The 26,567-nt window shown below is 63.2% G+C and carries 26 protein-coding genes and 1 tRNA gene; 9 read left to right on the top strand and 18 right to left on the bottom strand.

The features are described 5' to 3' along the window. Positions 1 to 75: 75 nt before the first annotated feature. A complete protein-coding gene (locus S7S_RS07260; RefSeq protein WP_008739248.1) occupies positions 76 to 1,242 on the top strand; it encodes a porin in 1,167 nt (388 codons plus the stop codon). Between the two features lie 61 nt (positions 1,243 to 1,303). Here the strand turns inward: S7S_RS07260 and S7S_RS07255 are convergent, their stop codons facing one another. The 5 genes from S7S_RS07255 to pedF all read right to left on the bottom strand — a co-directional run bounded on the left by S7S_RS07255 (position 1,304) and on the right by pedF (position 6,610). After that, positions 1,304 to 2,761 (bottom strand): protein adenylyltransferase SelO family protein, encoded by a 1,458-nt coding sequence (locus S7S_RS07255; RefSeq protein ID WP_008739251.1) that lies wholly within the window; start codon positions 2,759 to 2,761, stop codon positions 1,304 to 1,306. 85 nt (positions 2,762 to 2,846) lie between these two features. Further along, positions 2,847 to 4,367 (bottom strand): acetaldehyde dehydrogenase ExaC, encoded by a 1,521-nt coding sequence (gene exaC, locus S7S_RS07250; RefSeq protein WP_008739253.1) that lies wholly within the window; start codon positions 4,365 to 4,367, stop codon positions 2,847 to 2,849. A gap of 106 nt (positions 4,368 to 4,473) precedes the next feature. Further along, the gene (locus tag S7S_RS07245; RefSeq protein ID WP_008739255.1) at positions 4,474 to 5,442 is read right to left on the bottom strand and encodes a quinoprotein relay system zinc metallohydrolase 1; all 969 of its coding nucleotides are present in this window, start codon (positions 5,440 to 5,442) and stop codon (positions 4,474 to 4,476) included. Further along, positions 5,414 to 6,166 (bottom strand): quinoprotein dehydrogenase-associated SoxYZ-like carrier, encoded by a 753-nt coding sequence (locus S7S_RS07240; protein ID WP_008739256.1) that lies wholly within the window; start codon positions 6,164 to 6,166, stop codon positions 5,414 to 5,416. The genes S7S_RS07245 and S7S_RS07240 overlap by 29 nt, the downstream gene beginning before the upstream one ends. A gap of 3 nt (positions 6,167 to 6,169) precedes the next feature. Then, positions 6,170 to 6,610 (bottom strand): cytochrome c-550 PedF, encoded by a 441-nt coding sequence (gene pedF, locus S7S_RS07235; RefSeq protein WP_035205657.1) that lies wholly within the window; start codon positions 6,608 to 6,610, stop codon positions 6,170 to 6,172. A 335-nt stretch (positions 6,611 to 6,945) separates the two neighbouring features. Here pedF and S7S_RS07230 point away from each other — a divergent pair, with 335 nt between their 5' ends. Together S7S_RS07230 and S7S_RS07225 are read left to right on the top strand one after the other, a co-directional pair. Then, complete coding sequence (locus S7S_RS07230; RefSeq protein ID WP_008739258.1) at positions 6,946 to 8,778, top strand: PQQ-dependent methanol/ethanol family dehydrogenase; 1,833 nt, start codon at positions 6,946 to 6,948, stop codon at positions 8,776 to 8,778. Between the two features lie 50 nt (positions 8,779 to 8,828). Continuing rightward, positions 8,829 to 9,491, top strand: a complete 663-nt coding sequence (locus S7S_RS07225) for a pentapeptide repeat-containing protein (RefSeq protein ID WP_008739259.1) — start codon at positions 8,829 to 8,831, stop codon at positions 9,489 to 9,491. A gap of 27 nt (positions 9,492 to 9,518) precedes the next feature. Here the strand turns inward: S7S_RS07225 and S7S_RS07220 are convergent, their stop codons facing one another. The 8 genes from S7S_RS07220 to S7S_RS07185 all read right to left on the bottom strand — a co-directional run bounded on the left by S7S_RS07220 (position 9,519) and on the right by S7S_RS07185 (position 17,629). Then, positions 9,519 to 10,946: an ATP-binding response regulator gene (locus tag S7S_RS07220; protein WP_008739260.1), complete on the bottom strand. Its 1,428-nt coding sequence runs from the start codon at positions 10,944 to 10,946 to the stop codon at positions 9,519 to 9,521. Continuing rightward, a complete protein-coding gene (nosP, locus tag S7S_RS07215; protein ID WP_008739261.1) occupies positions 10,924 to 12,081 on the bottom strand; it encodes a nitric oxide-sensing protein NosP in 1,158 nt (385 codons plus the stop codon). Before nosP ends, S7S_RS07220 begins: the two co-directional genes overlap by 23 nt. A 114-nt stretch (positions 12,082 to 12,195) precedes the next feature. Continuing rightward, the gene (locus S7S_RS07210) at positions 12,196 to 12,876 is read right to left on the bottom strand and encodes a response regulator (protein ID WP_008739262.1); all 681 of its coding nucleotides are present in this window, start codon (positions 12,874 to 12,876) and stop codon (positions 12,196 to 12,198) included. A 216-nt stretch (positions 12,877 to 13,092) separates the two neighbouring features. Further along, complete coding sequence (locus tag S7S_RS07205; protein WP_238582949.1) at positions 13,093 to 13,872, bottom strand: SDR family NAD(P)-dependent oxidoreductase; 780 nt, start codon at positions 13,870 to 13,872, stop codon at positions 13,093 to 13,095. 11 nt (positions 13,873 to 13,883) lie between these two features. After that, positions 13,884 to 14,648 (bottom strand): SDR family oxidoreductase, encoded by a 765-nt coding sequence (locus tag S7S_RS07200; RefSeq protein ID WP_008739267.1) that lies wholly within the window; start codon positions 14,646 to 14,648, stop codon positions 13,884 to 13,886. Positions 14,649 to 14,674: 26 nt separating this feature from the next. Next, positions 14,675 to 15,706: a phosphotransferase gene (locus S7S_RS07195; protein WP_008739270.1), complete on the bottom strand. Its 1,032-nt coding sequence runs from the start codon at positions 15,704 to 15,706 to the stop codon at positions 14,675 to 14,677. A gap of 25 nt (positions 15,707 to 15,731) precedes the next feature. Beyond that, complete coding sequence (locus tag S7S_RS07190) at positions 15,732 to 16,940, bottom strand: acyl-CoA dehydrogenase family protein (RefSeq protein WP_008739272.1); 1,209 nt, start codon at positions 16,938 to 16,940, stop codon at positions 15,732 to 15,734. 11 nt (positions 16,941 to 16,951) lie between these two features. Then, positions 16,952 to 17,629, bottom strand: a complete 678-nt coding sequence (locus S7S_RS07185) for a histidine phosphatase family protein (protein WP_008739274.1) — start codon at positions 17,627 to 17,629, stop codon at positions 16,952 to 16,954. 207 nt (positions 17,630 to 17,836) lie between these two features. On the opposite strand from S7S_RS07185, the gene S7S_RS18820 reads away from it, so the two are divergent. The 4 genes from S7S_RS18820 (at position 17,837) to brnA (ending at position 19,500) form a co-directional block, all read left to right on the top strand. Further along, positions 17,837 to 18,370: an alpha/beta fold hydrolase gene (locus tag S7S_RS18820; protein WP_008739275.1), complete on the top strand. Its 534-nt coding sequence runs from the start codon at positions 17,837 to 17,839 to the stop codon at positions 18,368 to 18,370. Positions 18,371 to 18,696: 326 nt separating this feature from the next. Next, positions 18,697 to 18,948: a hypothetical protein gene (locus tag S7S_RS07175; RefSeq protein WP_008739277.1), complete on the top strand. Its 252-nt coding sequence runs from the start codon at positions 18,697 to 18,699 to the stop codon at positions 18,946 to 18,948. 32 nt (positions 18,949 to 18,980) lie between these two features. Beyond that, complete coding sequence (locus S7S_RS07170; RefSeq protein WP_008739278.1) at positions 18,981 to 19,256, top strand: BrnT family toxin; 276 nt, start codon at positions 18,981 to 18,983, stop codon at positions 19,254 to 19,256. After that, positions 19,237 to 19,500, top strand: a complete 264-nt coding sequence (brnA, locus tag S7S_RS07165) for a type II toxin-antitoxin system BrnA family antitoxin (RefSeq protein WP_008739280.1) — start codon at positions 19,237 to 19,239, stop codon at positions 19,498 to 19,500. The genes S7S_RS07170 and brnA overlap by 20 nt, the downstream gene beginning before the upstream one ends. Here brnA and S7S_RS07160 read toward each other — a convergent pair. From S7S_RS07160 to S7S_RS07140, 5 genes are all read right to left on the bottom strand, one after another. After that, positions 19,497 to 20,507 (bottom strand): fatty acid desaturase family protein, encoded by a 1,011-nt coding sequence (locus S7S_RS07160; protein ID WP_008739282.1) that lies wholly within the window; start codon positions 20,505 to 20,507, stop codon positions 19,497 to 19,499. The genes brnA and S7S_RS07160 overlap by 4 nt on opposite strands. Positions 20,508 to 20,521: 14 nt before the next feature. Next, the gene (locus tag S7S_RS07155) at positions 20,522 to 21,343 is read right to left on the bottom strand and encodes a PaaX family transcriptional regulator C-terminal domain-containing protein (RefSeq protein WP_008739284.1); all 822 of its coding nucleotides are present in this window, start codon (positions 21,341 to 21,343) and stop codon (positions 20,522 to 20,524) included. Positions 21,344 to 21,904: 561 nt separating this feature from the next. Then, positions 21,905 to 21,995: transfer RNA gene (locus S7S_RS07150), tRNA-Ser, on the bottom strand. A gap of 252 nt (positions 21,996 to 22,247) precedes the next feature. Beyond that, positions 22,248 to 22,718, bottom strand: coding sequence for a YiiD C-terminal domain-containing protein (locus S7S_RS07145; protein ID WP_008739285.1), 471 nt, complete (start codon positions 22,716 to 22,718; stop codon positions 22,248 to 22,250). Next, positions 22,715 to 23,275, bottom strand: coding sequence for a nitroreductase family protein (locus tag S7S_RS07140; protein ID WP_008739286.1), 561 nt, complete (start codon positions 23,273 to 23,275; stop codon positions 22,715 to 22,717). The genes S7S_RS07145 and S7S_RS07140 overlap by 4 nt, the downstream gene beginning before the upstream one ends. Positions 23,276 to 23,457: 182 nt before the next feature. Here S7S_RS07140 and S7S_RS07135 point away from each other — a divergent pair, with 182 nt between their 5' ends. Beyond that, complete coding sequence (locus tag S7S_RS07135) at positions 23,458 to 25,002, top strand: adenylate/guanylate cyclase domain-containing protein (RefSeq protein ID WP_008739287.1); 1,545 nt, start codon at positions 23,458 to 23,460, stop codon at positions 25,000 to 25,002. Between the two features lie 67 nt (positions 25,003 to 25,069). Beyond that, positions 25,070 to 26,566, top strand: a complete 1,497-nt coding sequence (locus tag S7S_RS07130; RefSeq protein WP_008739288.1) for an AbgT family transporter — start codon at positions 25,070 to 25,072, stop codon at positions 26,564 to 26,566. The last annotated feature ends 1 nt before the right edge of the window (position 26,567 follow it).

Below are 26,567 nucleotides of genomic sequence, written 5' to 3'. Positions count from 1 at the left end.
TCAGCGCCCTCACCCCGCTCCCCATACTCAAGACGCCCTCTACCGACTGCAATCGACAACAACACGGAGCGCGTCATGAAGAAAAACAACACCCGGATCATTCCCCTGTCGCTGGCCTTTGCGCTGCCACTGTGCGCAATGCAGAATGCCAGCGCCGCCATCACCCTGTACGACGGCGACAACACCCTCTTCACCACGGATGGCTATATCAATGCGTTCTACGTCCACAATGATGTGGACCGCCCCGGCGACCAGTTCGACCGCCGCCAGGCGCGGGTCAAGATGGGTTTTCTGCCGAATTACCTTGGCTTCAACATGAAACGCGACGTGGGTGACCTCACGCTCGGCGCGCGCTCATCGTTCTGGGTCACCATCAACGACAGCGAAGTCAACGGCACCGGCACCGCCATTGATGTACGGCAATTCTATGGCACCGTCGGCGGCGGTTTTGGCGAGGTACTGATCGGCAAGGACTTTGGTCTGTTCGCCCGTTCCAACATCCTGCGCGACGAACTGCTGGCCGGCTACGGCCAGGCCAGCGACACCCTCGGGCTGATGGATGGCACCGGCGTGTCCTTCGGCAACATCGGCACCGGATATCCCTACCCTTTCCCCAGTTCGCAGATTACCTGGCGCAGCCCGGCCATGGGCGGCATGAACATCGCCGTCGGGATCTTTGATCCGTATGACACCACGGAAGTGGGCGGCACCGGCAAGGCGTACCAGGATGCGCCCCGGTTCGAAAGTGAAGTGAGCTACCAGATGGATCTGGGCGGCGCAACGATTTATGCCTGGGTCAACGGTGCCTACCAGACCTCGAAAAACACTGACAGCAGCGTGGACGACGTCAGCTCGCGCGGTGTCGGCTACGGCCTGCAAATGAAAGTCGCCGACCTGTCACTGACCGCCTCCGGTTTTGACGCCAAAGGCATCCATCCGCTGTTCTCCAACAACCTGGGCCAGGCCAACCTGCAGGAAATCGACAGCGACGGCTATCTGGTACAAGGCGCCTATCAGTTCGGCAAGGCGCGTCTCGCACTGTCCTACGGCCGCACCGATGACGACGGTCTGGTGCTGGGCAGCGCGGCAGAATACGAGCACAAGGCAGTGATGCTGAGCTACGCGGTCAACGATTACCTGAACCTGGTCAGCAACGTCAGCCGCTTCGAAATGGATGACAAGGCAGCCGGTGAACTGGAAAGCACCGATACCCTGGCGGTGGGGGCGACGGTTTCCTGGTAAGCCCTCCAGGCAATGGCAAAAGGGTGTCCTTGCGACACCCTTTTTGTTTTTCCGGGAACACCTAATCGTTGAACTCGCAGGCATCGATCTTCTGGAACGGCTGCGTCAGGCAACGGCGCAGGCTGGCGAGCGGCTGGAAATCGCCCTCTTCTGCGGCGTCCACAACCCGCTGCAGGTATTGTTCGCGCAGCACATACACCGGATTGACGCCGGCCATAAAGCGCTGCCGCTCCCGCTCTGTGGACGACTCCTGCTGCAACCTCTGCCGGTAGGATGCCAGCCACTGCGCCGGCAGGATGGCCTCCGGCGCAAACCCGAGCGCACGGGCAAAGGCCGCATCGGCGGCCGGATTGTCACCCCAGCTCATCAACACCCTGAAGGCCCGCGTGTAATCCGCGCCGTGCCGGTGCAGCAACACCAGCCAGCCGGCCACCAGTGACGCATCCTCCGGCCGCGACATCATCAGCCCCAGGCGCGAACGCATGCCGCACAGGATGACGTTCTCCACCTGGCTGTCGAAGCCGTCCAGCAGAGCCTGCAGACGCGGCAACGGCACCAGCGGTGCCAGGCACTGCGCCAGCACGCGCAACCCGAATGCCACGGCCTGCGGCTGGGCAGCAAAGGCATAGCGCCCCCCTGTGTCGTCGTGTGCCGGGGCCAGCGACGGCTGGTACTGTTCCATGAAGGCGCAGGTGCCGTGGTCCAGCGTAATGCCCAGCACCGACAGGTTGTCGGTGTTCAGGGTGCCATGTACAAAACCCCACACCTGCCAGGCCGCCACCAGTTGTGCACACCGCAGCACCGTATGGCGAAAAAAGGTTTCCGCATCCGCGGCCGGCGTTTCGCCATAGCAGTGGCCCAGTGACGCCACCAGCGCCGACAACGCCTGCGGATCGCGCCGGTAATGCAGCCACTCAAAATGCCCGATGCGGACATGCGACGGCGCCAGCCGCAACAAAGTGGCGGCCGGTTCCAGCCGCGTGCGCAGCACACGCGCCTGATGCACACACAGGCTCAGCGGCAGGCTGGTGGCGATACCCAGTCCATACAGCGCATGGCTGGCCAGGTATTCGCGGAGGGCGGCACGCAGGCCAAGGCGGCCATCGCCGTTACGCGAAAACGGCGTGCGCCCGCCGCCCTTGAGGTAGAGGTCCAGCCGGCCAAGCGGCATCGCCACTTCACCCAGCAGCAGCGCGCGACCGTCACCGAGCATCGGATTGAATATGCCGTGCTGGTGGCCGGCATACTTCTGCGCCAACGGCGCCATGCCCGGCAGCAGGCGCTCACCGGAATGCAGCGCGCGCAATGTCTCCACACTGGCGGCGTCAGTGCGTACCTGTCGCGCATCCAGTTGCAGCAACCGCAGTGCCGCCGGTGAAACATCGCCCAGATGGCGCACCGGCGAGAGCTGCGGGGCCTGCGCCGACCAGAGTGTCGGTGGCAGTTGTTGCCAACCCTGTACCAGCGGCAGTGACAACCAGGGATTCATCGTGCCCGCCCGTTTCAGCAACATGTTCATGCGATACCCCGGAAACAAAAAAAGCCGCCCCGTACCGGGGCGGCAGAACCGACGTCAAGGCAGACTGTCAGGAGAAGCGTGTAGCTCAGAAGAAGCCGAGCGGATTAATGTCATAACTCACCAGCAGGTTCTTGGTTTGCTGATAGTGGTCGAGGATCATCTTGTGGGTTTCACGACCGATGCCGGATTTTTTATAGCCACCGAAGGCTGCGTGCGCCGGATAGGCGTGGTAACAGTTGGTCCACACGCGCCCGGCCTTGATACCGCGCCCCATGCGGAACGCCACATTGATGTCGCGGCTCCAGACGCCGGCACCCAGGCCGAATTCGGTATCGTTGGCAATGCGCAGTGCTTCCTCTTCGTCGCGGAAGGTGGTCACACCCACCACCGGGCCGAAGATCTCTTCCTGGAACACGCGCATCTTGTTGTGGCCCTTGAACAGCGTCGGCTGAATGTAGAAACCCTGGCCCAGATCGTCCGGCAGCGCTTCGCTGCCGCCACCGGCCAGCACTTCCGCCCCTTCTTCGCGTGCAATGGTCATGTACGACATGATCTTGTCGAACTGTTCTCTGGAGGCCTGTGCGCCGACCTGTGTCTCGGTGTCCAGCGGATTGCCGCGCTGGATGGTCTTGATGCGCCGGATCACGCGTTCGATGAACTGGTCGTACATGCTTTCCTGGATCAGCGCCCGCGACGGGCAGGTGCACACTTCACCCTGGTTGAAGTACGCCAGCACCAGCCCCTCCACCGCCTTGTCGATGAAGGCTTCCTCGGCGTTCATGATGTCGGCGAAATAAACGTTCGGTGACTTGCCGCCCAGCTCCACCGTGGAGGGGATGATGTTTTCCGCCGCGCACTTGAGAATGTGCGAGCCAACCGGAGTAGAGCCGGTAAAGGCGATCTTGGCGATACGCTTGCTGGTCGCCAGCGCCTGGCCGGCTTCCTCGCCAAACCCGTTGACGATGTTGAGCACGCCCGCCGGCAACAGGTCGCCGATCACTTCCATTACTTTCAGGATCGACACCGGTGTCTGCTCGGCGGGCTTGAGCACGATGCAGTTACCTGCTGCCAGCGCCGGCGCCAGTTTCCAGGCCGCCATCAGGATCGGGAAGTTCCACGGAATGATCTGCCCGACCACGCCCAGCGGCTCGTGGAAGTGATAGGCCACCGTGTTGGCGTCGATATCCGCCGCGCTGCCTTCCTGTGCCCGGATGCAGCCAGCGAAATAACGGAAATGGTCAACGGCCAGCGGGATGTCTGCATTGAGGGTTTCCCGCACTGCCTTGCCGTTGTCCCAGGTTTCGGCCACCGCCAGCGCTTCCAGATGCTGTTCCATCCGGTCAGCAATCCTGAGCAGGATATTGCCGCGCTCCTGCACGGAAGTGCGTCCCCAGGCGTCCGCCACGCGGTGCGCGGCATCCAGTGCCAGGTCGATATCTTCTGCACTGGAGCGTGCCACCTGACAGAAGACCTGGCCATTGACCGGGCTGACATTGTCGAAATAGCGCCCTTTCACCGGCGCCACCCACTCACCGCCGATATAGTTTTCATAGCGTTGCTTAAAGGATACGACCGAGCCTTCGCTGCCGGGGTTTGCGTAAATCATTGGCTGATTCCTCTCTTGTTGTCTTGACGTCCGCGCAGGTCAACAGGGCGCGCGATGCCACATCAGGATAGGCCCGGCCGGGAAGCACCCGCATGCTACCAAGGGACTATTTTTGCTCCCCATTTGGTCTTAATGGCGCGTTAGTGTCTTGCCACAATGCATCTTCATAGCGACGGTAAAAATGGCTCACGGAACGGGTCAGCTCGAAACGCGCCAGCGGCAGGCGTGCAAAGGCCTCCGGCAAGGCGGTGTGGATCAGCTCGTTCTGCGTGGCACCGCGCGCTACACCCTCGCGCAGCAGGTTGTCGAGCCAGGCCAGCCAGGCGCGGGTCTGCACCAGCGGCGCGTCGCTGCGTGCCAGCGGGCCATGACCGGGCACTACGGCGCTGGCGTCCAGCGCGGCGAGTTCATCCAGTTCCGCCAGCCAGTGTGTCAGTGACGGCGAATGCGGGGTGGTCGGCGCACGCTGCCAGAACAGGATGTCACCGGTGAACAGCACGCCGGTATGCGGATCATGGATCACCAGATCGGCGCCGGTATGGCCTCGCAGGGCATGCAGGTGCAGCACGTAGCCGTCCAGATCCAGCGCCCCTTCGCTGACGGGCGTGTCCGGCAATCGCACCCGGGTGCCCTGCGCGGCGTCGCCAAGGCGCGCGTGAAGCGTGCCGAGAAACGCCGTTGCATCACGTTCCAGTGCCGTAATGGTGCCGGGCAGCGCCATGATGCGCGCGTCGCTGAACGCCGCATTGCCGAAGACGTGATCGGGATGATGGTGGGTGTTGATGACCCAGCGTACGGGCAGCTCGGTCAGCCCGGCGATCGCGCTGCGCAGCGCCTGCCCGTAGGCCAGGGTACTGCCGGTATCGATCACTACCACACCACCGGCTGTAATGATGAACGCGCTGTTACTGATGTCGCCGCTGTTGCGACGGTCAAATTCTTCCGCCGCGCCCTGTACCATCCAGGTGCCGGGCGCCACGGGCAGCGGCGTCAGCGCGTGTGCGGGCACGCAGGACAGACACAGCGCCAGCAGCAGGCTCGCGCGGTCAGATATCCTGTTCCAGCACGTTGCCATTGTTGTCTCGCGCGCGCAGGTGATAGCGGGTCGTATCGCTGCCGCGCATATCAATCGTCAGCTCGGGGTTTTCACTGATGGAAGCGTGCCAGGTCATGCGCGCCACGGTGTTGTCAGCGCTGGTGAATGACACCTCTTCGATATAGAACGGGCTTTCGCTGGGCAACAGGCCACTTTCCATCGGATGCATCAGGCGAAAGCGCAGCCGGTTGGCCGCCTCGGCCTGGAAACGCCGTGCGCGCACCTGGCCAAAGTCCCGCGACCAGTCCTTGCCGGAACTGGCGATGCCGGGCGTGGAACAACCGCCCCCGGCACCGTCGATAAACGTGCTGCCGACATGCCAGACACCGTTGCTGAGCACGGCGGCGCGTACCGCCGATCCCTGTTCCAGCCGCAGGTTCACTGCGACGCGGCCGAGGCCATGGGTCATTGGCTGGTAGTCGAACACCAGCGGGATCGGATTCAGTTCCACCCAGAGCAGCATCCTGTCGAAGCGGCCATTGAATGCGCTGGCATCGATGTCCACCGGCACCTGGCCGGAGTCTTCGGCAAAATCCGGTGCGCTGATGCGTACACGTTCATCGAAACGCACCGGCGTGTCGCCCAGATAGCGTTCGCGATAAAGCTGCCACATGAAGGAATCCAGCGGATCCGCCTGCGTCGTTTCATTTGCCAGACCTTGCAGGCTCCACAGCAACACCAGGCCGCACCACAGCGCGCGCATGTCTTATTGACCGGTGGTTTGCAGGCTGACGGTTTCCAGCCAGCTGCGGATCGCCCACAGGGCTTCCTGGCTCAGATAGTCGGCCATTTTCGGCATCAGCACACGACCATCACGTACCGCGCCGTTGACCACCCGCTCCTTGTACCACTCATCACCGTAATCACCGTTTTCCAGTTCGCGCAGGTCCGGGGCAATACCGCCGGACTTCGCTTCCAGGCCGTGGCAGGCAGCGCAATTCTGGTTATACGCGGAGCGGCCCACGTCCACCGCGAGTGCATGCTGCGGATGCGCTTCGCGATACGGATTGGTGTCGCGCCATGTGTCCCCCAGCAGTTCCAGGCCGCGCAGGTCGACACCCTGTGGCGTCACATTGCCGTGGCCGTGGGCAAACAGCGTGCCGCCGAGCAGCATCACACCCAGGATCATGCGTGTTGTTGTGTTCATGTCGTTACCGTCCGGATAGCGTTCAGGGTCAGCCTTCAATCTACTGACGCCCCCCGCGAAGCAGAACTAGTCCTTGGCCGCACCCGGCATAGTCCCTTGGTCGTAGACCCAATTGGCTAGAAAGTTTGCGCCCACGGTCGGTAGCCCCGGGCGCTCGCTCTCTGACTGAATAGTCTCCACAGCGCAGGCCAGGGATTGCTGTACCCCGGCGCGTCGTAACCCCGCCATACCCTGCCTGTGCCCTGATCGGCACAGACAGGTTCCACCATCCAAGCTGAGGCTGAGTTATGAAAAGAATAAGTCGATATTCGCCGCTCCACGGGAAGGTCAGCCGCATGGTCGGCATGCTTTCCGTGTCCGCCGTGCTGGCTGCCTGTTCCAGTGGCACCGTCATGGCCAAGGGCGTCACCTGGGAGGACATCGCACGGGACCAGGACACCACCGGGGACGTGCTGATGTACGGCCTGGGCATCCACGCCCAGCGCTACAGCCCGATGACACAGGTCAACAGTGAAAACGTGGCCATGCTGACACCGGCGTGGTCGTTCTCGTTCGGTGACGAAAAACAGCGCGGGCAGGAATCCCAGGCGCTGGTGCATGACGGTGTCATCTACGTGACCGGTTCCTACTCGCGTGTGTTTGCCATTGATGCGCGAACCGGTCGCCGGCTGTGGACCTACAGCCACCGTCTGCCGGACGATATCCGTCCCTGCTGTGACGTGGTCAACCGGGGCGCCGCCATTTACGGCAACAAGATTTTCTTCGGCACCCTGGATGCGTCCATCGTGGCGCTGGACAAGGACACCGGCCGTGTCGTCTGGCGTGAAAAATTTGCCGATCACCGCGTTGGCTACACCATGACCGGCGCGCCGACCATCGTGAAGGACCAGAAGACCGGCCGCGTGCTGCTGATCCACGGTTCCTCCGGCGACGAATTCGGTGTGGTCGGCAAACTGTTTGCGCGCGACCCGGAAACCGGCGAAGAAATCTGGATGCGCCCGTTCGTGGAAGGCCACATCGGCCGCCTCAACGGCGAGGACAGCACGCCCAGCGGTGACCCGCGCGCGCCGAGCTGGCCGGATGATCCGAACAGTGAAACCGGAAAAGTGCAGGCCTGGAGCCAGGGCGGTGGCGCACCGTGGCAGAGTGCAACCTTTGATGTGGCCAGCAACACCATCGTCATCGGCGCCGGCAACCCGGCTCCCTGGAATGGCTGGGCGCGCACCGCCCCGGACGGCGATCCGAAGGATTACGACAGCCTGTACACCTCTGGTCAGGTGGGCGTCGATCCAAGCACGGGCGAAATCAAGTGGTTCTATCAACACACCCCCAACGATGCCTGGGATTTCTCCGGCAACAACGAGATCGTGCTGTTCGATTACAGGGACAAGGACGGGCGCCGGCACAGCGCCGGCGCACACGCTGACCGCAACGGTTTCTTCTACGTCACCGACCGCACCAGTGGTGAACTGCTGAACGCGTTCCCGTTTGTCGATGGCATTACCTGGGCCAGCCACATTGATCTGGAAACCGGCCGCCCGGTGGAAGTGGAAGGACAACGCCCGGCACGCCTGAAAGAGGGAGAAACGCGCTCGCCCGCCGTGGAAGTGTCACCACCGTTCCTCGGCGGCAAGAACTGGAACCCGATGGCCTACAGCCAGGACACCGGTCTGTTCTATGTTCCCGGCAACCACTGGAAAGAAGACTACTGGACCGAAGAAGTTGAATACCAGCCTGGCTCCGCGTACCTCGGCATGGGTTTCCGCATCAAGCGCCTGTTTGATGATCACGTCGGCATCCTGCGGGCGATGAACCCGGTCACCGGCGAAGTCGCCTGGGAACACAAGGAACCCATGCCGCTGTGGGCCGGCGTACTGGCCACCAAGGGCAACCTGGTATTCACCGGCACCGGCGACGGCTACTTCAAGGCGTTCGATGCGAAAACCGGCGAAGAGCTGTGGAAGTTCCAGGTTGGCACCGGAATCATCTCGCCGCCGATCACCTGGGAAATGGACGGGGAACAGTATATCGGCGTGACCGCCGGCTACGGTGGCGCGGTGCCGCTGTGGGGCGGTGACATGGCCGAGCTGACCAAACCGATCTCCCAGGGAGGCTCATTCTGGGTGTTCAAGCTGCCTGAGTTTGCCCGCGATCTTGCAAAGAAATAACAACAACTGCCAGCCCGCATTGCGGGCTGGCTCTTTTCCGGAGCCACGTCATGATGCGATTCACCCTGCCCTGCCTGGCGACACTGTTTTCATTACTGCCGCTCACGGCGCTGGCCGAAGGCTTCAGTGCCGACGCACCGGCGCATAACGGCTGTGTCCTGCAACCGGAAGCCGAATGCCCCGGCGCGAATCTCAGGGGCGCCGACCTGCACGGACTGGACCTGACCGGCGCCAACTTCAAGGGCGCCAACCTCGAAGGCGCGGACCTGCGCCACACGAACCTGCGCGGGGTCGATCTGGAAGGGGCCAACCTGCGCGGCGCCAACCTTGGCCGGGCCAGCCTGATGAGCACCAACCTGCGCAGTGCGGACCTGACCGGCGCCAGCCTGCTGGCGATCCAGAGCTGGAACCTGTTTGCGCAGAACACCGTGTTCGACAACGTCGACGCCACCGGCGCCAATTTTGAGTTTGGCCGCCTGACGCGCTCGCGCTGGCACCATGCAACGCTGCGCGGTGCCAATCTGGAAATGGCCTGGCTGAACAAGGCGGCCTTCAACGGTGCCGACCTGCGCGACGCCAACCTGCAGGAGGTCAAGATGAACCTGGCTGTATTGCGGGACGCCAACCTGGAAGGCGCCAACCTGCGCTACGGAAATTTCCAGATGGTGGACATGACCGGCTGCACCGCCTGCCCGTTCGACTGGGAACACTGAACCCTGCGACGGCGCCAACCGGCGCCGTCATTCAATCTGCATGGCACCGGAAAACTGCTGCAATGCCATCTTCAGTTTCAGCGGTTTTATCGGTTTGTATACCTGCATGTAGCCACTCTGCGCGCAGCGCTGTTTCAGCCGCGCACTGCGGTCCGCTGTCACCAGGATAACCGGCAACGGCGTGCGGCGGCCGGCATTGATGAATTCCGCCACGGTGATGCCATCGTCGGTGCCCGGATCGAGATGGTAATCCATCAGCACCACATCGGCTTCGTCGGCGGTGGTATCCACCTGGGCACGCAGTGCCGACAGCGATTCCGCCACCACAACTTCACAGCCCCACTGCTCCAGCAACGTGCGCATGCCGATGCAGATCGCCTCGTCGTTATCCACCACCCATACCCGCAGCCCCAGCAGTGAATGGCTGGCCAGCTGGCCCGCCTGCATGACACGGGCGTTGTATTCCGAGGGCGGCGCCACAGGCAGCGTCAGAGAAAAGCACGAGCCTTCACTGAGCCGCGACCGGACCCGTAGCGGATGCGCCAGTATCTGGCTGATCTTTTCGACAATGGCCAAACCCAATCCCAGACCCCGTTCGTGATAGCGCACCGCCTGTTTGCCGCGTTTGAACTCCTCGAAAATCTCACCGATCTGGTCCTGGCGGATACCGATGCCGGTGTCCGCCACCATCACCTCCACCTGTCCGTTGACGCGCCGGCAGCCGAGCAGAATGGTGCCGCTTTCTGTGTAGCGCACCGCGTTGGACAGCAGGTTGCGCATGATGCGGCTGAGCAACTGCGGGTCGGAACGGACCAGCAGTGACGTGGGCACATAACGGAAGCGCAGCCCTTTCTGCTGCGCCATCTGCCGGAACTCTTCGGCCAGCACATCCAGCAACCGGCGCAGCGGGAACACGCCGATCTCCGCCGTGACCACCCCGGCATCCAGCTTCGAGGCATCGGATAAGGTGGTGATGAGGGATTCCAGATCGCGCAGGGCGGTGCTGATGTGGCTGAGCTGGAACGCGGTGTTATGGTCCGGGTTTTCCTGCAGCGCGCTGGTGAACAGCCGCGCGGCATTCAGTGGCTGCATCAGGTCGTGGCTGACGGCCGCCACAAAACGGGTCTTCGACAGGTTCGCCTGCTCGGCTTTTTCGGTGGCCTCGCGCAGGCGCAATTCCATCCGCCGCCGTTCTTCGATTTCCGCCAGCAGCTGTTTGTTCACCTCGCGCAGCGCCTGGGTCCGCTCGCGCACCTGCTCGGCCAGCACCACGGAGTGCTGGAACGCGGCGTATGGCGCCGTGGGCGCCATGTTGCTCGCCTCCACGCGCTCGATCAGCGCATCGCAGATACGCTTCAACCGCGCGTTTTCGGCCATCAGGCGCGCTTCGTGCAGATCCCAGGGCGACCGCTCGTCCGGCGGCACGGCCGCATCAGAAACGGTTTTTTCGTCCAATGACCACTCCGGTCAGCGTGTGATTGATGTGCATGCCATCGATCTGCTCGCCGTAGGTGCTGAAACCGATCACGCCATGGCGGCGCAACAGCACCGAGGCATCGTCCACCAGGTCCTCGGCCTGCAACTGGGTATGCCGCAGGCAGCAGTCGCACCCCAGCGTGACCCAGGCCGGGCCGAGACGTTCTTCAATGGCACTGAGCTTGGTGTCCAGATCATCCAGGATCGAGGCCGTGCTCATGGCAGTGAGCACGATGCCATTTTCCACTGCGCAGTAGAACGACAGGCTGAGGTCGTCGTTGACGCGCTGGATAGCGCGCGCGTAATAGCCGTCGTTGATGCGCACCGCCAGCGGAGAACAGGCGAAGGCCGCGTCATCCAGCGCCTCCACGGGCACACCTACCAGCCGTGCATACGCGACAGCGGCAGGTTCCGCGTTCAGTTCATATACGATGCGGTGCTCCGGATCGGCGGCGGTGACGACCAGCTTGGCCTTTTCCGGTACCAGGTGATGGGTGCTGAAGACTTCAAAGTCCAGCGGCGTGGTAATCATGATGACGATGGCCGCTTCACTGCAGAAACGGCCATCACTGTAGACATAGGTGCTGCTCAGGCGATATTCGTCCCCGGCCGAGCCACCGAAGCTGGTGATGCTGCCGAGTGCCGAGTTAAGCGTGGCCAGCACCATTTCCTCGTTCACGGACAGGCCGTCCATCAGGGTCAGCACGAAGGTGTTGTTTTCCGAGGGGGTGCCGGCCAGGCGGTTGCAGCATTCGCTGAGCAGGCTGTCGGTGAGCTGCTGGGCATCCAGCAGGTCGAACTCATCCAGTTTTTCCACCAGCCGCCGGCCGACACAGAAGAAGCGCTGGTCGAAGCCGATGGCCACGATGGTGCCATGGTCGTAGCCGCGCGCGGTGATTTCCCCGCAGGAAGTACAGCCGGACATCGGCAACTCACCGAAGTGCTCGCGCAAGGCGCCGGCCAGCCGGTCGAGGTCGTATTCCACCGAACAGAAGAACAGCACGAAGCCGAGATGGGGATGCAACAGCTTGTCAGCGAGCTCGGCGGCAGCGGCCTGTTCATCGCTGGCAGCGCTGAATGCCGTCAGCACGGCATTGGGCGGGGCAGCAGTCATGGTGCACTCCCGAATTTTCTTGTTGTCCTTGGACGCTCTGCTTCAAGACCCTGATTCTGGGCCTTCGCCCTGGCAGCGTGAAGCCAGCCGGCGTTGGCGTTTTGTTACACCGGTTTACTCCGTCACTTTCTGCGGCCGCTTGAGGTAGGCACCGAAATCAATGTCGCTGGCCGACAGGATTGCCTGCACACGGTTGGTTGCGCCGAGCTTGCGCAGGATGGCAGACACGTGCGCTTTGACGGTGCTTTCGGCGATATTCAGCTCGTAGGCAATGACTTTGTTGGACTCGCCACGTGCCATGCGTTCGAACACCTGCAACTGTTTGCGGGTCAGGCTCTCCAGCAGTTCCGGCAACAGGCCGGGATCATGGTGCCGTGACGAACCGGATGACGCATCCGCGCGGATAATATCTGAAGGCAGGTACACCGAACCGTTGAGGATCTGCTCCAGCGCATGAATCATCTGTTTGCGTGGCGTCGACTTGGTAATGAAGCCCACTGCACCGTAGGTGACCGTCTGCAGAATGACGCGCTTGTCTTCCTCGGCGGAGACGATCACCGCCGGCACGGTGGGAAACTGGTTACGCAACTGCACCAGCCCGCCCAGCCCCTGCATGCCCGGCATGTTCAGGTCCAGCAGCACCAGGTCGATATCGTCGTTTTCCGCCACCAGCGCCAGGGTGGCGTCCAGGTCGGAGGCTTCCAGCAATGTACTGCCGGGAAAGCCATCATCAATCACCCGCGCGATGGCCTCGCGGAAAAGGGGGTGATCGTCTGCAATCAGGACCTGATACATGAACGGCACGCTCCTGCCACCCGGCTTGTTATCGATTATTCAGGTCATGGTGCCCGCAGTGGCCGGTTCCAGGGTGTCACGGGCAGCCTGTGTAGCAGTATTAACTCTATGGGCTTACGTCTGCAGCCGCTATTGTTCGAAAGTACTATTTTGGGCAGGCACGCGACAGCGCCCTGCGCCGGGCGGCGCGGGGTGAGCGAGGAACATCGGACAGGTTCAGAAAGCGGATACACCGCCGTCGACGGCCACCGCCTGGCCGGTCATGAAGGTGTTGGCCGGCGACAACAGCATCAGCATCACCGCCACGATTTCGGCCGGCTGGCCCAGGCGTTTCATCGGTGAGCCGGCAGCCATCATGGCCTGTACAGCATCACGGTCGGTCCCGCTGAGGTCGCCTTCGTCCACCATCGGGGTGTGGGTGTAATAGGGACAGATGGCGTTGATGCGCAGCTTGTGCCGTGCCTGTTCCACGGCAGCCGTCCGGGTCAGGCCGATCACGGCATGCTTGGCGGCGGCGTAGGCACCGATCTTGGGTGCGCCGCCCAGGCCCGCCATGGAACTGACGTTCAGGATTGCCCCGCCGCCCTGCGCCCGAATGGCCGGGATCTGGTATTTCATGCCGAACATCACGCCTTTGACGTTGACCGCAAACTGGCGGTCCAACGTGGCTTCGTCCAGGTGCTCGAAGGAAATGAAGGGATGGGCGATACCGGCATTGTTGACGGCGCTGTCCAGCCCGCCGAACTGTTCGACGGCGGCGTCCACCAGCGCGCGGCACGTCGCCTCGCTGGACACGTCACCCGCCTGCGCCACCACGCTTGCGCCCTGCGAGCGCAATGAATCGGCCAGTGCATTCAGCGGAGCACTCTGGAGGTCGCCCAGCACCAGTGACGCACCGCGCTCAGCGAGTGCCTGCGCCAGCAGCGCACCAAAGCCACTGCCAGCGCCGGTGATCAGCACCCGGTGCCCGCTGAAATCCAGCAAGGGGTCACGCACTGTGCCGCCCATCAGAGGGTAAAGCCGCCATCAACGACAACACACTCGCCGGTGACATAGCTGGCCGCATCGGACACCAGGTACAACACGGTGCCGGCCATTTCATCCGGCTCGGCATGGCGGCGCATGGGAATCTGCGCAATGGCGCTTTTGTAGATGCTTTCCTGCTGGAACAGTGCGCCGGCGAATTTGGTCTTGGTCAGGCCCGGCAATAAGGCATTGACGCGAATATTGAACGGCGCGCATTCCTGCGCGAATGCTTTCGTCATGCTGATCACGGCGGCCTTGGAGATCGAATAGATGCCCTGCGCCATGCCCGGCCGGATGCCGTTCACCGAGGCGGTGTTGACGATGCTGCCACCGCCGTTGTCGCGCATCAGTTTTGCGCCTTCCACGCTCATGTAGAAGTAGCCGCGCAGGTTCACGTCCACGGTCTTGTTGAACGCATCGACTGGCGTGTCGAGGATGTGGCCGAAGTACGGGTTGGCCGCCGCGTTGTTGATCAGGATATCCAGCCTGCCATGGGCCGCGCGGATGTACTCGAACACCGCTGTGATCTGGCCCATCTCGCCGATATGGCAGGCGAAGGGTTCGGCACTGCCGCCCCTGGCCTTGATGTCGTCGGCCACGGTGCGGCAATCGTCCAGCTTGCGGCTGGAGACGATCACGTGCGCGCCCTGCTCCGCCAGCAGGCGGGCGATGGCTTCGCCGATACCCCGGCTGGCGCCGGTGACCAGCGCAACACGGCCGGTCAGGTCAAACAGTTTTGTACTCATGCTTTTCTCCTGTCAGGCGCCGTGTATCAGGCACCCTGGGTGACGATCTGCATGGCCGCCATGGCCAGCGGTTCGACCACGCTGCCGGCCCATGCGGCCTGTTTGCTGGACGCGTTGCCTTCCTGTGCCCGCTTGGCCACGCCCTGGGCGATGGCGGCAAGACGGAAGAAGCTGAACGCGAGATAGAATTCCCAGTTGTCGATGCCACTGAGGCCGCGGCGTTTGCAATAGTCGGCGACATATTCCCGTTCGGTGGGAATGCCCAGCGCACCGCGATCCTTGCCGGCCAGGCCGGACAAGGTGCCACCGGAAGCAGGCATGCGCAGTTGCATGCATTGATAGGCCAGGTCTGCCAGCGGATGGCCCAGCGTGGACAGTTCCCAGTCGAGTATGGCGATAACTTTTGGCTCGTCCGGCGCCCACATCATGTTGTCCAGGCGGAAGTCACCATGCACCAGTGACACCTGGCCGTCATCTGCCGGCTGGTGTGTCTCCAGCCACTCGATCAGTTGTTCCATCGCCTCGATGCGGCGCAGCTCCGAGGCGCGATACTGTTTGCTCCAGCGGCCAATCTGACGCTCGAAATAACTGCCGGGCTTGCCGTAGTCCGCCAGGCCAACGGCCTCGACATTGACACTGTGCAGCGCCGCCAGCACGCGGTTCATTTCATCGTACATGGCCGTGCGCTGGGCATTGTCCACTTCAGGAATCGCGGCATCCCAGAAGATCCGGCCCTGGCAGAATTCCATCACGTAAAACAGGGAGCCGATGACGTCGCGGTCTTCGCACAGATGAACGACGTTCGGCACCGGCACGTCGGTGTCGCGCAGCGCGTGCATGACACGGAACTCGCGGTCCACGGCATGCGCCGACGGCAGCAGCTTGCCCGGCGGCTGGCGACGCAGCACATACTGGCCGGACGCCGCGTCCAGACGGAACGTCGGGTTGGACTGGCCGCCGTCGAATTTGGTCGCGCTCAGCGGGCCGCGAAAGCCGGGAATCTGCGCTGCGAGATAACCGGCCAGTTTTTCGGTATCCAGGCTGTCCACCTGTGACATGAGCTTCCCTCTTTGTTGTTGTCTGTCAGCCGAACTGTGCGGCCAGGTTGCGTCCCAGCTGCATCATGTGCACCTGGTCCGGGCCATCCGCCAGCCGCAGGGTGCGGGCATAGGCAAAGAAATGCGCCAGCGGCGTATCCTGGCTCAGCCCGGCGGCGCCGTGAATCTGCATGGCGCGGTCGATCACATTCAGCGCCATGTTCGGCGCCACGATCTTGATCATGGCGATCATGTCGCGCGCGTCTTTGTTGCCGACGCGGTCCATCATGTCCGCCGCTTTCAGGGTCATCAGCCGGGCCTGTTCAATCTCGCAGTACGAGCGGGCGATGTCCTCCCGCACGGAGCCCTGCTTTATCAGTGGCTGACCGAACGCCACACGCCGGTTGGCCCGCTCGCACATCAGTTCGAACGCCCGCTGTGCCGCACCAATAAGCCGCATGCAATGATGAATGCGGCCCGGCCCGAGCCGGCCCTGGGCGATCTCGAAGCCACGGCCCTCACCGAGAATAATGTTCTCCACCGGCACGCGCACGTTTTCGAACAACACCTCGGCATGACCTTCGGGGGCATCGTTGTAGCCGAACACCGTCATGGCACGTTTCACCGTCACCCCCGGCGTGTTCACCGGCACCAGCACCTGCGATTGCTGCTGGTAGCGGTTCGGGTTGTCCGGGTCGGTCTTGCCCATCACGATCATGATCTCGCAGCTCTTGCGCATGGCGCCGCTGATGTAGAACTTGCGGCCATTGATCACGTAGTCATCGCCGTCGCGGCGGATGGAGGTCTCGATATTGGTGGCATCCGACGACGCCACCTCCGGCTCGGTCATGGCAAACGCGGAGCGGATACGGCCTTCCAGCAGCGGCGCCAGCCAGCGCTGACGCTGTTCGGCGTTGCCGTACTTGGCCAGCACTTCCATGTTGCCGGTGTCCGGTGCGGCGCAGTTGAACACTTCCGAGGCCATCACGCTGCGGCCCATTTCCTCCGCCAGCGGGGCATATTCCAGGTTGGTCAGGCCGGCGCTGTAGTCACCGTGCTCCTGCGGCAGGAACAGGTTCCACAGGCCGGCGTCGCGGGCCTGCTGCTTGAGAGTTTCCATCACCGGCGGCGTCTCCCAGGGATTCGCGGCCAGTTGTTCGGCGTAAGTGGCCTCCTGCGGCAACACCTGCTGCTGCATGAACTCGCGCACCTGGGCGCGTAGCGTCTCGACTTTGTCGCTGAAGCGAAAGTCCATAGTCATTCCCTCTAGCTGAAGGTGATAGCGCCGGGCCGGTCGGGCCGGTCTAAATGGGGCACCTGGTTAAAGGCGGCCAGCCGCAGCACTTTATGGTTGAAAAATCCCTGCGTGACGCCGGCATTGCGGGTTTGCAGGTTCAGTTCGACCACGGTCTCATCCGCCGTTTCCAGAATGTGTTTCATGGCCATGGCGATGGCGCCACCGGAGGTCACGATCAGCACGCGCTGCTGGTCGGCGTACTGTTGTTGCAGGTAGCGCAACGTGGCCGCCACCCGGTCGGAAAACTGCTGCCAGGTTTCCGGCAGTTCACCGGTCAGCGCCTGCTCCCGCCAGTGCCGCATGGCGATCTTCAGCAACCGGTAGAACGCGGAACGCGGCGCGCCTTCGATCGGGCGCGTGTCCGGAAACTGGCTCAGGCAGGCGCCCACGACAGCGTGGAAATCGAATTCATCCAGGCCGGGCTGCACATCGGCCTCCAGGCTCACGCCCATGCCCCGGCAGATGCCCTCGGCCGTTTCCCGGTGGCGCACCAGCGCGCCGGTCATCAGGGTATCGAAGGTGATATCACGCTCAGCGAAGTATTCGCCCAGCCATTCGGCCTGCTGGTGTCCGAGCGCAGAAAGTTGATCGTAGTTGGCGGCGCCAAAGGACGCCTGTCCGTGACGGACCAGATAGAACTCGGCCATGCCGTTGCTGCTCCTTACCGGCCGGGCCGCCGGGATGGTTGACTGCCGGGAACAGACTAGACAATGCTCCACCATAAATGAAATTGATATTCTGTATCCTGTTTCATTCGGATCATGCATGATGGCTCGCGCACAATGACCTCGCGGGTCGTTGCCGCAACGCGGCCTGCGCGGGATAGTCGGGCCTCCCCGTCACTGGAGCCTGTTGTGTCGCAAGCCGTTGAAACCCTTGCCGTCCCGTTTCGCAATACCTTCCATTGCCCGGTGCAGATCTACCCTGGCCCGGGCGACGCGCGCACCCTGCTGGTGCTGCCGGCCATGGGCGTGGCTGCACGTCACTACCAGACATTTGCCACCCGCCTGCAACAGCAGGGCCTGAATGTGCTGGTGCCGGAATGGCCCGGCCAGGCCAGCAGTCACCCGCGCCCGGACCGCCGCCACGACTATGGCTACCGCGCGCTGCTGACCGAGTATCTCCCTGCCCTGCTACGCCTGGCCGACGCCCGCTTTCCCGACAGCGGCAAAGCCGTACTGGTGGGGCACAGCCTCGGCGGCCAGCTTGGCACCCTGTATCTGGCACACCGCGCCACGGACGCCGGGGCACGACTGCCGGAGGCAGACCTGTTTGGCATCGCCTGCGGCAATATCCACTACCGTCACTGGCAGGGCCGCCAGCGACTGTTCACCCCCATGGCCGCCCTGGGCTTCAACTTGATCGCCCTGCTGCTGGGGAACCTCTGAATAACTCCCCGGTGGTTCTGGCTTTCCGGGCGGTGCCTGATCAAGGCGCGGCTTCGAAGGCATAGCGGGCTACGTCGAGAAGACGCAACGCGGAGCAGGCGCCGCCCGGAAAGCCCCGCAGGGCGGGCGCTGCAGCACGCATTAGCCGCGTTGCGTCGCTTGACAAGGACGATGCCATTGCCGGCGCGCCGCGCCTTGCTACTGCATGCTGTAGCACCCGCAGAACCACCGGGGAGTTATTCAGAGGTTCCCTAGGCTACCTGCCGGGGCATCGGATCGGTTTTGGCGGGCATGAACCGCCGCAACTGATCCGCGACTGGGGCCGCGTGGCCTGGCGCGGCAACTTCCGTCATATCGGGCTGCCCCTGGCCGAATCCGTGCCCGGCGCACGTGCCAGCTACCTGGGTTTCCAGGGCGACCACTACGCCCCGCCCGCGTCCACACGCGCCCTGGCGGACCAGCTTGGCCCGCCTGTCCCGATGCATCACCTCCCCGCCATCGGTAACCCGCACAGTGGCTGGCTGAAAGCACCCGAGCCGGTGGTCACGGCACTGAGTGACTGGCTAGGGGCTTGCTGACCGACTCTTAATGGTATATTTTCCATACCATTATGATGTTACGGTTCGAATACGACGACACCAAGAGCCGCGCCAACCGGCTCAAGCACGGCATTGATTTTGCCCAGGCCCGACAACTCTGGGACGATCCCGACCTGCTTGAAATACCGGCCCGGACCCTGGATGAGCCACGCTTTCTGGTGATCGGTCGTATCGGGGAGAAACACTGGTCTGCTGTGATTACCTATCGCCAGCATCGCACCCGCATCATTTCCGTCCGCCGCGCACGCACCGAGGAGGTAGCCCTGTATGAAAGCGAAGGATTTTGACCGCCGCTTCGACGACGGCGAGGATGTCAGCGCCCACCTCGACCTCCGTCAGGCACGCCGCGTCAACACGGCGCAGAAACGGGTCAATGTGGATTTTCCGGTGTGGATGATCGAGGCACTGGACCGCGAAGCCAGCCGTCTCGGCGTCACCCGGCAATCGATCATCAAGGTGTGGCTGGCCGAACGGCTGGAACAGGCTTCACAGGGCACCGCCCGCTACATGATTCACGACAGCGACGATTAAGGCTGCCGCGAGGACACCCGCTGCATCACCTGCCAATACCCCGGCGGCTCAGGCACCACCTGCCGCGCTCGCAGCAACTGATGCGCCTCGGGCAACCGGAACCAGGGCACCGCCGCCATGGCGTGATGCTCGATATGAAAATTCACATGGCACGGCGCCACGAAACTGCGCGCCAGCCAGCCGGCCCGTGTGGTGCGCGTGTTGCGGAACATGTCTGTGGTGCGTTCTGTCGCCGCATGTTCCGCCAGCGCCCGGACGCGCAGGAAAAAGGGATAGGGGCTGAGATAGGCGCCAAGCCAGGCCAGGTAAAGCCAGGGCATGCCCAGCATCCAGAGCACTCCGAACAGGATACCGTTGGTGATAAAGGTCGGCAGGCTGTTGCGCAAAAACGCCAGCAGGTACTGCCCGGCATGCCGGCCATTGCGCGGCAGCCTCTCCACATCGGACGCCACCGTCCAGCGAATTACCCCGGCATTCATCAGCGTCAGGCCGATCAGGTATTTCACGCCAGTCAGCCCGGCCAGATCGCGGGCGAACTTGCGCACCAGTGACATCCTCGTAGTGGGCAGCCCCTGAATCAGCGATATATCGCTGTCCTCGTCGGTACCGGTGCGAGCATGGTGAATGAAATGGTGCGCGCGGTATTTGCCCAGATCCAGCCCGATGGGCCGGGCACACAGCCAGTCCGTCAGGCCATCGTTGGCCCATCGGGTCTTGAACAATGTGCGGTGCGTGGCTTCGTGCGTAATGATCGCCAGTGCCAGTTGCCGGCCACCGAGCACCGCCACACCCACGGTCACCAGCGGCACCGCCAGCCAAAGAGGCTGCTGCACGGCCCAGGCCATCAATGCAAACGCCGCCGCAATCACCAGCCAGGTGGACAGTATCAGCCAGGCACCGCGCCAATCGGAGCGGGCGGTCAGGTAGCGCATTTCCTCGCGGCTGAAAATATCGGTAATGCGACGCCGGGTTTCCGGGCTGTGTCGGTATAGCTCGTCCTGATTCATATTGGTTTCCCCGGTCAGTGACGCAGCGTGCTGCCCGCCTCGGCAGGTACCTGCACCATGGCCTGATACAAGGCCGCCCAGATGCGATGGCCGGCTGCATCGAAGCGCAGCAGGCTCTCGATAAAGGCGTGCCGTGCGGCATGATCAATCATTGCGTCCGGCAACAGCGGATCGAACACCAACTGGCGAATGGCCGCATCACCGATCAGGAAGGATTCACGGGCAGCCACTTCCGGCTCCAGATCACCACTGCGGGCCAGCCACTGCTCGAGCCGCTCGGTCATGGCGCGGTACTGTTTTTCCAGGCGCGCCACCGGCCACAACTGACGCGCCTGCTGCGCCCGGCTGTCATCCAGTTCATCCAGGCGGCATACCATCGCTTCCGGCTCCAGCCCCAGGGCATGCAGGCGCTTGCGCAGCGCCGGCACACCACCGGCCAGATTGTCCGGCCGCACGGAGATGCCCTTTTCCAGTTCGCGAAATCCATTCATTTCCAGGGCACGCTCACGCTGCCGCAGCACAGCCCGATCACTGCGACCCAGGGCACCGCAATACACGGCCACCCAGCCACCCTGCCAGTCACACAGCCGCTGCTCCGCCCGCCGCCAGTCATTGATATCAGCCGCCAGGCTGGCGGCCTCCGGTGTCAGCCCGTACAGGCCGCGCCCTCTGGCTTCGATCAGCCCTTCTGACGACAACCGTGCCAGCGTGACCCGCACGCTGTTTTCCTTGACGCCAAACAGTGCGCAGGCCTCCACGGCACTGCGCGCAGACAAAGGTTCGCCGGCGGCGGCGGACAGGAGGTTGAGAATCAGGCGTTTTGGGGTGGGTTTCATGGGCGGCATCAGCTATTACGATGCGGTCAATTTATACTCGCCCGAAAAATATTACAAGAACATACCATGACAGACATTAAGAGTAATAATCGTGGCAGGCGATCACCTTCAGAAGCGCCTGGCAACTTCCGGGTTACGGCATGATCGGCCATCATCAGGAATGTCACCGAAGCCGGGCGGATGAGAAACCAGCAGATCATTAAAAAAACCGCGTAGGGCGTCATGGAAGTCCGGCGCCATAGCACCGGTCGGGATTGAATCACGTTGCGCCCCGTCATCTGCGATGACGTCCTGCGCCGCCTTCGGCGGCTGGTCGAACGGGGGTTCTCATCATGCCAGCCCTCACCGCCAGCCATAAAAAACCCGCGCACTGCCTCAGGCGGGCTGGGTGCTGCGGCGTCGGTCGGGATTGACTCGCGCTACGCGCTCGGGGCTGCGCCCCGTCATCTGCGATGACGTCCTGCGCCGCCTTCGGCGGCTGGTCGAACGGGGGTTCTCACCATGCCAGCCCTCACCGCCAGCCATAAAAAAACCCGCGCACTGCGCGGGTTCTTTTATGGCTGGCGGTGAGGGAGGGATTCGAACCCTCGATACGCTATTAACGTATACACACTTTCCAGGCGTGCTCCTTCAGCCACTCGGACACCTCACCTATAAATCCTGAACAACTTCGCTGCTTCCCGCTGTTGGGCAGGTCGCACGCCAGCGTGCTCTGCTACTCGGGCCTGTGGCCCTCGCCCCTTCGGGGCCGTCGCTACAAAACGCGACGTTCGCTTGCCTTCGGCAAGGCGTCAGCCACTCGGACACCTCACCGGATATTCAATCTGCCCGCCCAGGGAAACCCCGGCGGCAGAGGGCGCGTAGATTACCCGAGTCGCCCACTGATCGCAACGCGCATGCGTGCTCAATCCACGCTCTCATGCGAGGCCGACAAATCCCGGGCCAGGTAGTAGGCAGTGAAGCGCGCGGCCACTTCTTTTCCGGGGGCCATCAGCTCCGCAGCGATCGCCAGCCGGGCACGGCCACGGCGCTGCAGGCGGCGCGCAAACACGGCCAGGTCATCGGGCACGGCATGGACCCGTATGTGCGCATCAGCCTCCAGCGGCGCGACGTAAAGCAGGCTGGATTCGGCCGCGACCACATCCACCCGTTCCACGCAGGCCTCTCCTTCCAGGGTGGTCAGCGCCCAGCCGCCCAGGGTCAGCAGCGCGGCCTGGCTACCGGCAAAGAAGGTGCCCTTGTCATTGATGTTCGGCGCCAGTGGTGCGCCCAGCAACAACGCACCAGGCTGGTAGTCCAGCAGGGAAAATTGCAGATGCCGGGCCAATGGAATGGCCTCCAGAATGCGGGCGCCCAGTGCGTCCAGTGCGGTCACTGTGGCATGTCCCGCAGGTAAGGCACGTGGGCCTCTTCGGGCACGCGCTTGACGGAGCCGGTCGGGGTGCCCAGATAGATGTAGCCGACGATTTCATCCTTGTCGGCAAAGCCCAGCCGTCTCTTCACCAGTGGATGGCTGGCCATGCCCCCGGTACGCCACATGGCGCCGATGCCCAGTGCATGCGCCGCGACCATGATGTTCTGGATAGCCGCGCCGGTGGCGACAATCTGTTCGACCACCGGCACGCGGTTGTCCGGGTCGGTTTCCGCCACCACCACCAGGATCATCGGCGCACGCAGGGGCTTGCCGCGCAGCTTGTCCAGTGCCGCCGGATCGCAATCGGGTTCGGATTGCAGTCTCGCCTCGACGAAGATATCACCAAGCCGTTCGCGCTGGGCGCCTTCAATCACCATGAACCGCCAGGGCCGGAGCACGCCGTGATCGGGTGCGCGCATGGCGGCACGCAGCATGATGTCCAGTTGCGTGCCGTTGGGGCCGGGTTCGCCGAGCTTGGCGACGGACACCCGGTTATGCAGCGCGCTGATTGCATCCATCTGTTCTTTCCCTCGTACTTCGATACGGCCGTCATCACGACGATGGCCACGGCAAACCGGGGCATTGTACATCAGCCACCGCACGCCGCTGCAGACAGACGGTCCTTCCGGCGGGAAGCCCGCCCTTTTTCCTTACCACTCAAGTGGTTTAAGCTTGCCCGATTCATCCGCAACAGGCTGCCATGAAATCCGCCCAGCACAACCATAACAAGCGTCGCCAGGGGGACACCCGCGCCGTGGTGCGACGCCAGGCCAATTATATCCGGCTGCTGGAATTCGTCGTCGCTGCCATCGTGCTGACCGCCGGGGTGCAACTGCATCTGTATCCGGAGCTGCGCCTGCTGATGGTGGCGGTGCTGCTGGGCTATCCGCTGGCTGCGCAGGCGCTGGCTTTCCGGCTGGAAAAGAAGGGCCACCGCCAGCAGGAGGCCAGCCGCGTGCTGGTGCAGCTTGATGCGGTGCTGATCGGCCTGACCATCGCTTCGCTGCATTTCGCACTGATCCCGTCCATCGCACTGCTGATCATGGTGCACGCCAATGCGGTGACCACCGGTGGTGTGCGCCCCTGGTTGCTGAATGTGCTGCTCACCGCCACCGGTTGCGGGCTGGGCATGCTGGTGTTCGGCACCAGCGTATTGCCGGTCGAGCAGACGCCGCTGCTGATGACGCTGCTGTCGCTGCTCGGCCTGGGCATTTATGTCGGGGCGTCTTCGCTGTACGCGCTGAACCAGGCCCGCCATGTGCGTATGGCGCAGGCGCATCTGGCCCGCCAGCAGAAGCAGGCCATGGAGCTGTCGCGCAAGCTGGCGAAGTACCTGCCGCCGCAGATCTGGGGCCAGTTGTTCTCCGGCAAGCGTGACGCCAAGCTGGAAACGCGCCGCCGCAAGCTGACGGTGTTCTTCTCCGACATCAAGGGCTTCAGCAATATCTCCGAGGAGCTGCCGCTGGATACCCTGACGCGCATGCTCAACACCTATCTCAGCGAGATGACGCGCATCGCGCTGCGCTACGGCGGCACCATCGACAAGTTCATCGGCGATGCGGTCATGGTGTTTTTCGGTGACCCGGTCAGCAAGGGCTCGAAGGAAGACGCCTTCAACTGCGTCGCCATGGCCCTGGAAATGCAACGGCAGATGAAACTGCTGCGCCAGCGCTGGCAGCGCGAAGGTATCCACCAGAAGCTGGAAATCCGCATCGGTATCAACAGTGGCTATGTGACGGTGGGCAATTTCGGCGCCGAATCCCGTATGGACTACACCATCCTCGGCACGGATGTGAACCTGGCCAGCCGGCTGGAATCCTCTGCCCGGCCCGGTCGTATCATGATCTCGCAGGCCACCCATGAGCTGATTCGCGACCGGGTGATGTGCCGCAACATGGGCGAGATCGAGGTAAAAGGCTTCAATCGCCCGATCGCGGTCTATGAAGTGCAGGACCTGAAGGAAAACGCCGCCGGTGGCGGTGGTTTTGTGTCGGTGCAGACGGAAGGTTTCAGCCTGCACCTGGATGTGAAGCGCATCCGCAATTTCGACCGTGACCGCATTCTCCATGCGCTGGCCAAATCGGCACGTGATCTGCAACGCAAGAGTTCCGTCAGCACCAGCTTCGAAGCAGAGGGCTTTTCACTGCATGTGGACAGCAGCCGCCTGCGCGAGCGCGATTGCAGTAAAGTCATCGAAGTGATGGGCAAAGCCGCGCAGCGCATCCAGAAACAGCGCATTATCTAGGGGCTTCGCCCCGGCGGCGAGCTGCGAGCCAGAGCCTTTCGCCCGTAGCTAAAAAAGGAGATCGCGCATGATGGATACCCCACGCCCGGCTGGCTGGGTACATCGGTTGCTCGGTTGTCTGGAACACTGGGGCAATCGCCTGCCGCACCCGGCGCTGCTGTTCGCCCTGCTGTGCCTGGCGGTGCTGCTGGCCTCCACCCTGCTCAGCCTGCCCGGCGTCTCGGCCACGCATCCGGTCACGCAGGACAGCATCACCGTCCGCAACCTGCTCAGCGGCGACGGCATCCGTTATATGCTCGGGAGCCTGATCACCAATTTCACCGGTTTCGCCCCATTGGGCATTGCCATCGTGGCACTGCTGGGCATCGGCGTGGCCGAGCGCAGTGGCCTGCTCGGCGCCGCGCTGACCGCGCTGGTGGGCGTCGCACCCCAGGGCCTGCTGGTCCCGGTGGTGGCGTTTGCGGGAGTGATGTCGAGCATCGCCATGGATGCCGGCTATGTGGTGCTGATTCCGCTTGCCGGGTTGCTGTTCCAGCTGGCCGGCCGGCACCCGCTGGCCGGTATCGCCACGGCGTTCGCCGGGGTGTCGGGCGGGTTCAGTGCCAACCTGCTGATTGGGCCGGTGGATGCCATTCTCGCCGGCCTGAGTACCGAGGCCGCACGCCTGGCAGCGCCGGAGGCCACGGTCTCCGCCAGCGCCAATTACTGGTTCCTGGTTGCCTCCACGCTGCTGGTGACCCTGCTGGTGACACTGGTCACACGGCGCTGGATCGAGCCCTGGCTGAGTGGCCAGGCGGCCGCCGTGGTCGCTCCCCGGACGCCGGTGTTCACGGATCGCCGGCCGCTGCGGCTGGCCGGTTTCAGTGTGCTGATCATGGTGGCGCTGCTGCTGGCCCTGACGCTGCCGGCCAATGCACCACTGCGCAACCCGGAGGGCGGCCTGATCCCCTCGCCACTGGTCAGCAGCAGCGTCGTGCTGATCGCCCTGATCGCTGCGGTGGCAGGCATTGTGTATGGCAAGGCCAGTGGCAGCTTCCGGCACAGCACTGATGTGGTCGAGGCCATGGAAGAGACTCTGCGCAGCCTGTCCGGCTATCTGGTGCTGATGTTTTTCGCGGCGCAGTTCGTGGCCTGGTTCAACTGGTCGAACATCGGCATCGTGCTCGCCATTCATGGCGCGGACTGGCTCGGCGGGCTGGCGCTGCCGCAGGTGGCCGTGCTGGTGCTGATGGTGCTGTTCACCGCGCTGCTGAACCTGATGATCGGCAGTGCTTCCGCCAAATGGGGGCTGCTGGCGCCGGTGTTCGTACCGATGCTGCTGTTGCTGGGCATCAGCCCGGAAGCGACCCAGGCGGCCTATCGCGTGGGCGATTCGACCACCAATATCATTTCACCGCTGATGCCCTACTTTGTGCTGGTGCTCGGCTTTGTGCGCCGCTATCAGGCGGACGCCGGGGTCGGCACGCTGGTGACCTTGATGCTGCCTTACAGCCTGATCATGCTGTGCGGCTGGTCGCTGCTGCTGGCGCTGTGGCTGGGCATGGGCTGGCCGCTGGGCTTTTGAG

This window comes from Isoalcanivorax pacificus W11-5 (assembly GCF_000299335.2).
Classification (GTDB): domain Bacteria; phylum Pseudomonadota; class Gammaproteobacteria; order Pseudomonadales; family Alcanivoracaceae; genus Isoalcanivorax; species Isoalcanivorax pacificus.
Note: the sequence above shows the minus strand (reverse complement) of the source record. Positions and strands in the feature narration are given on the sequence as shown.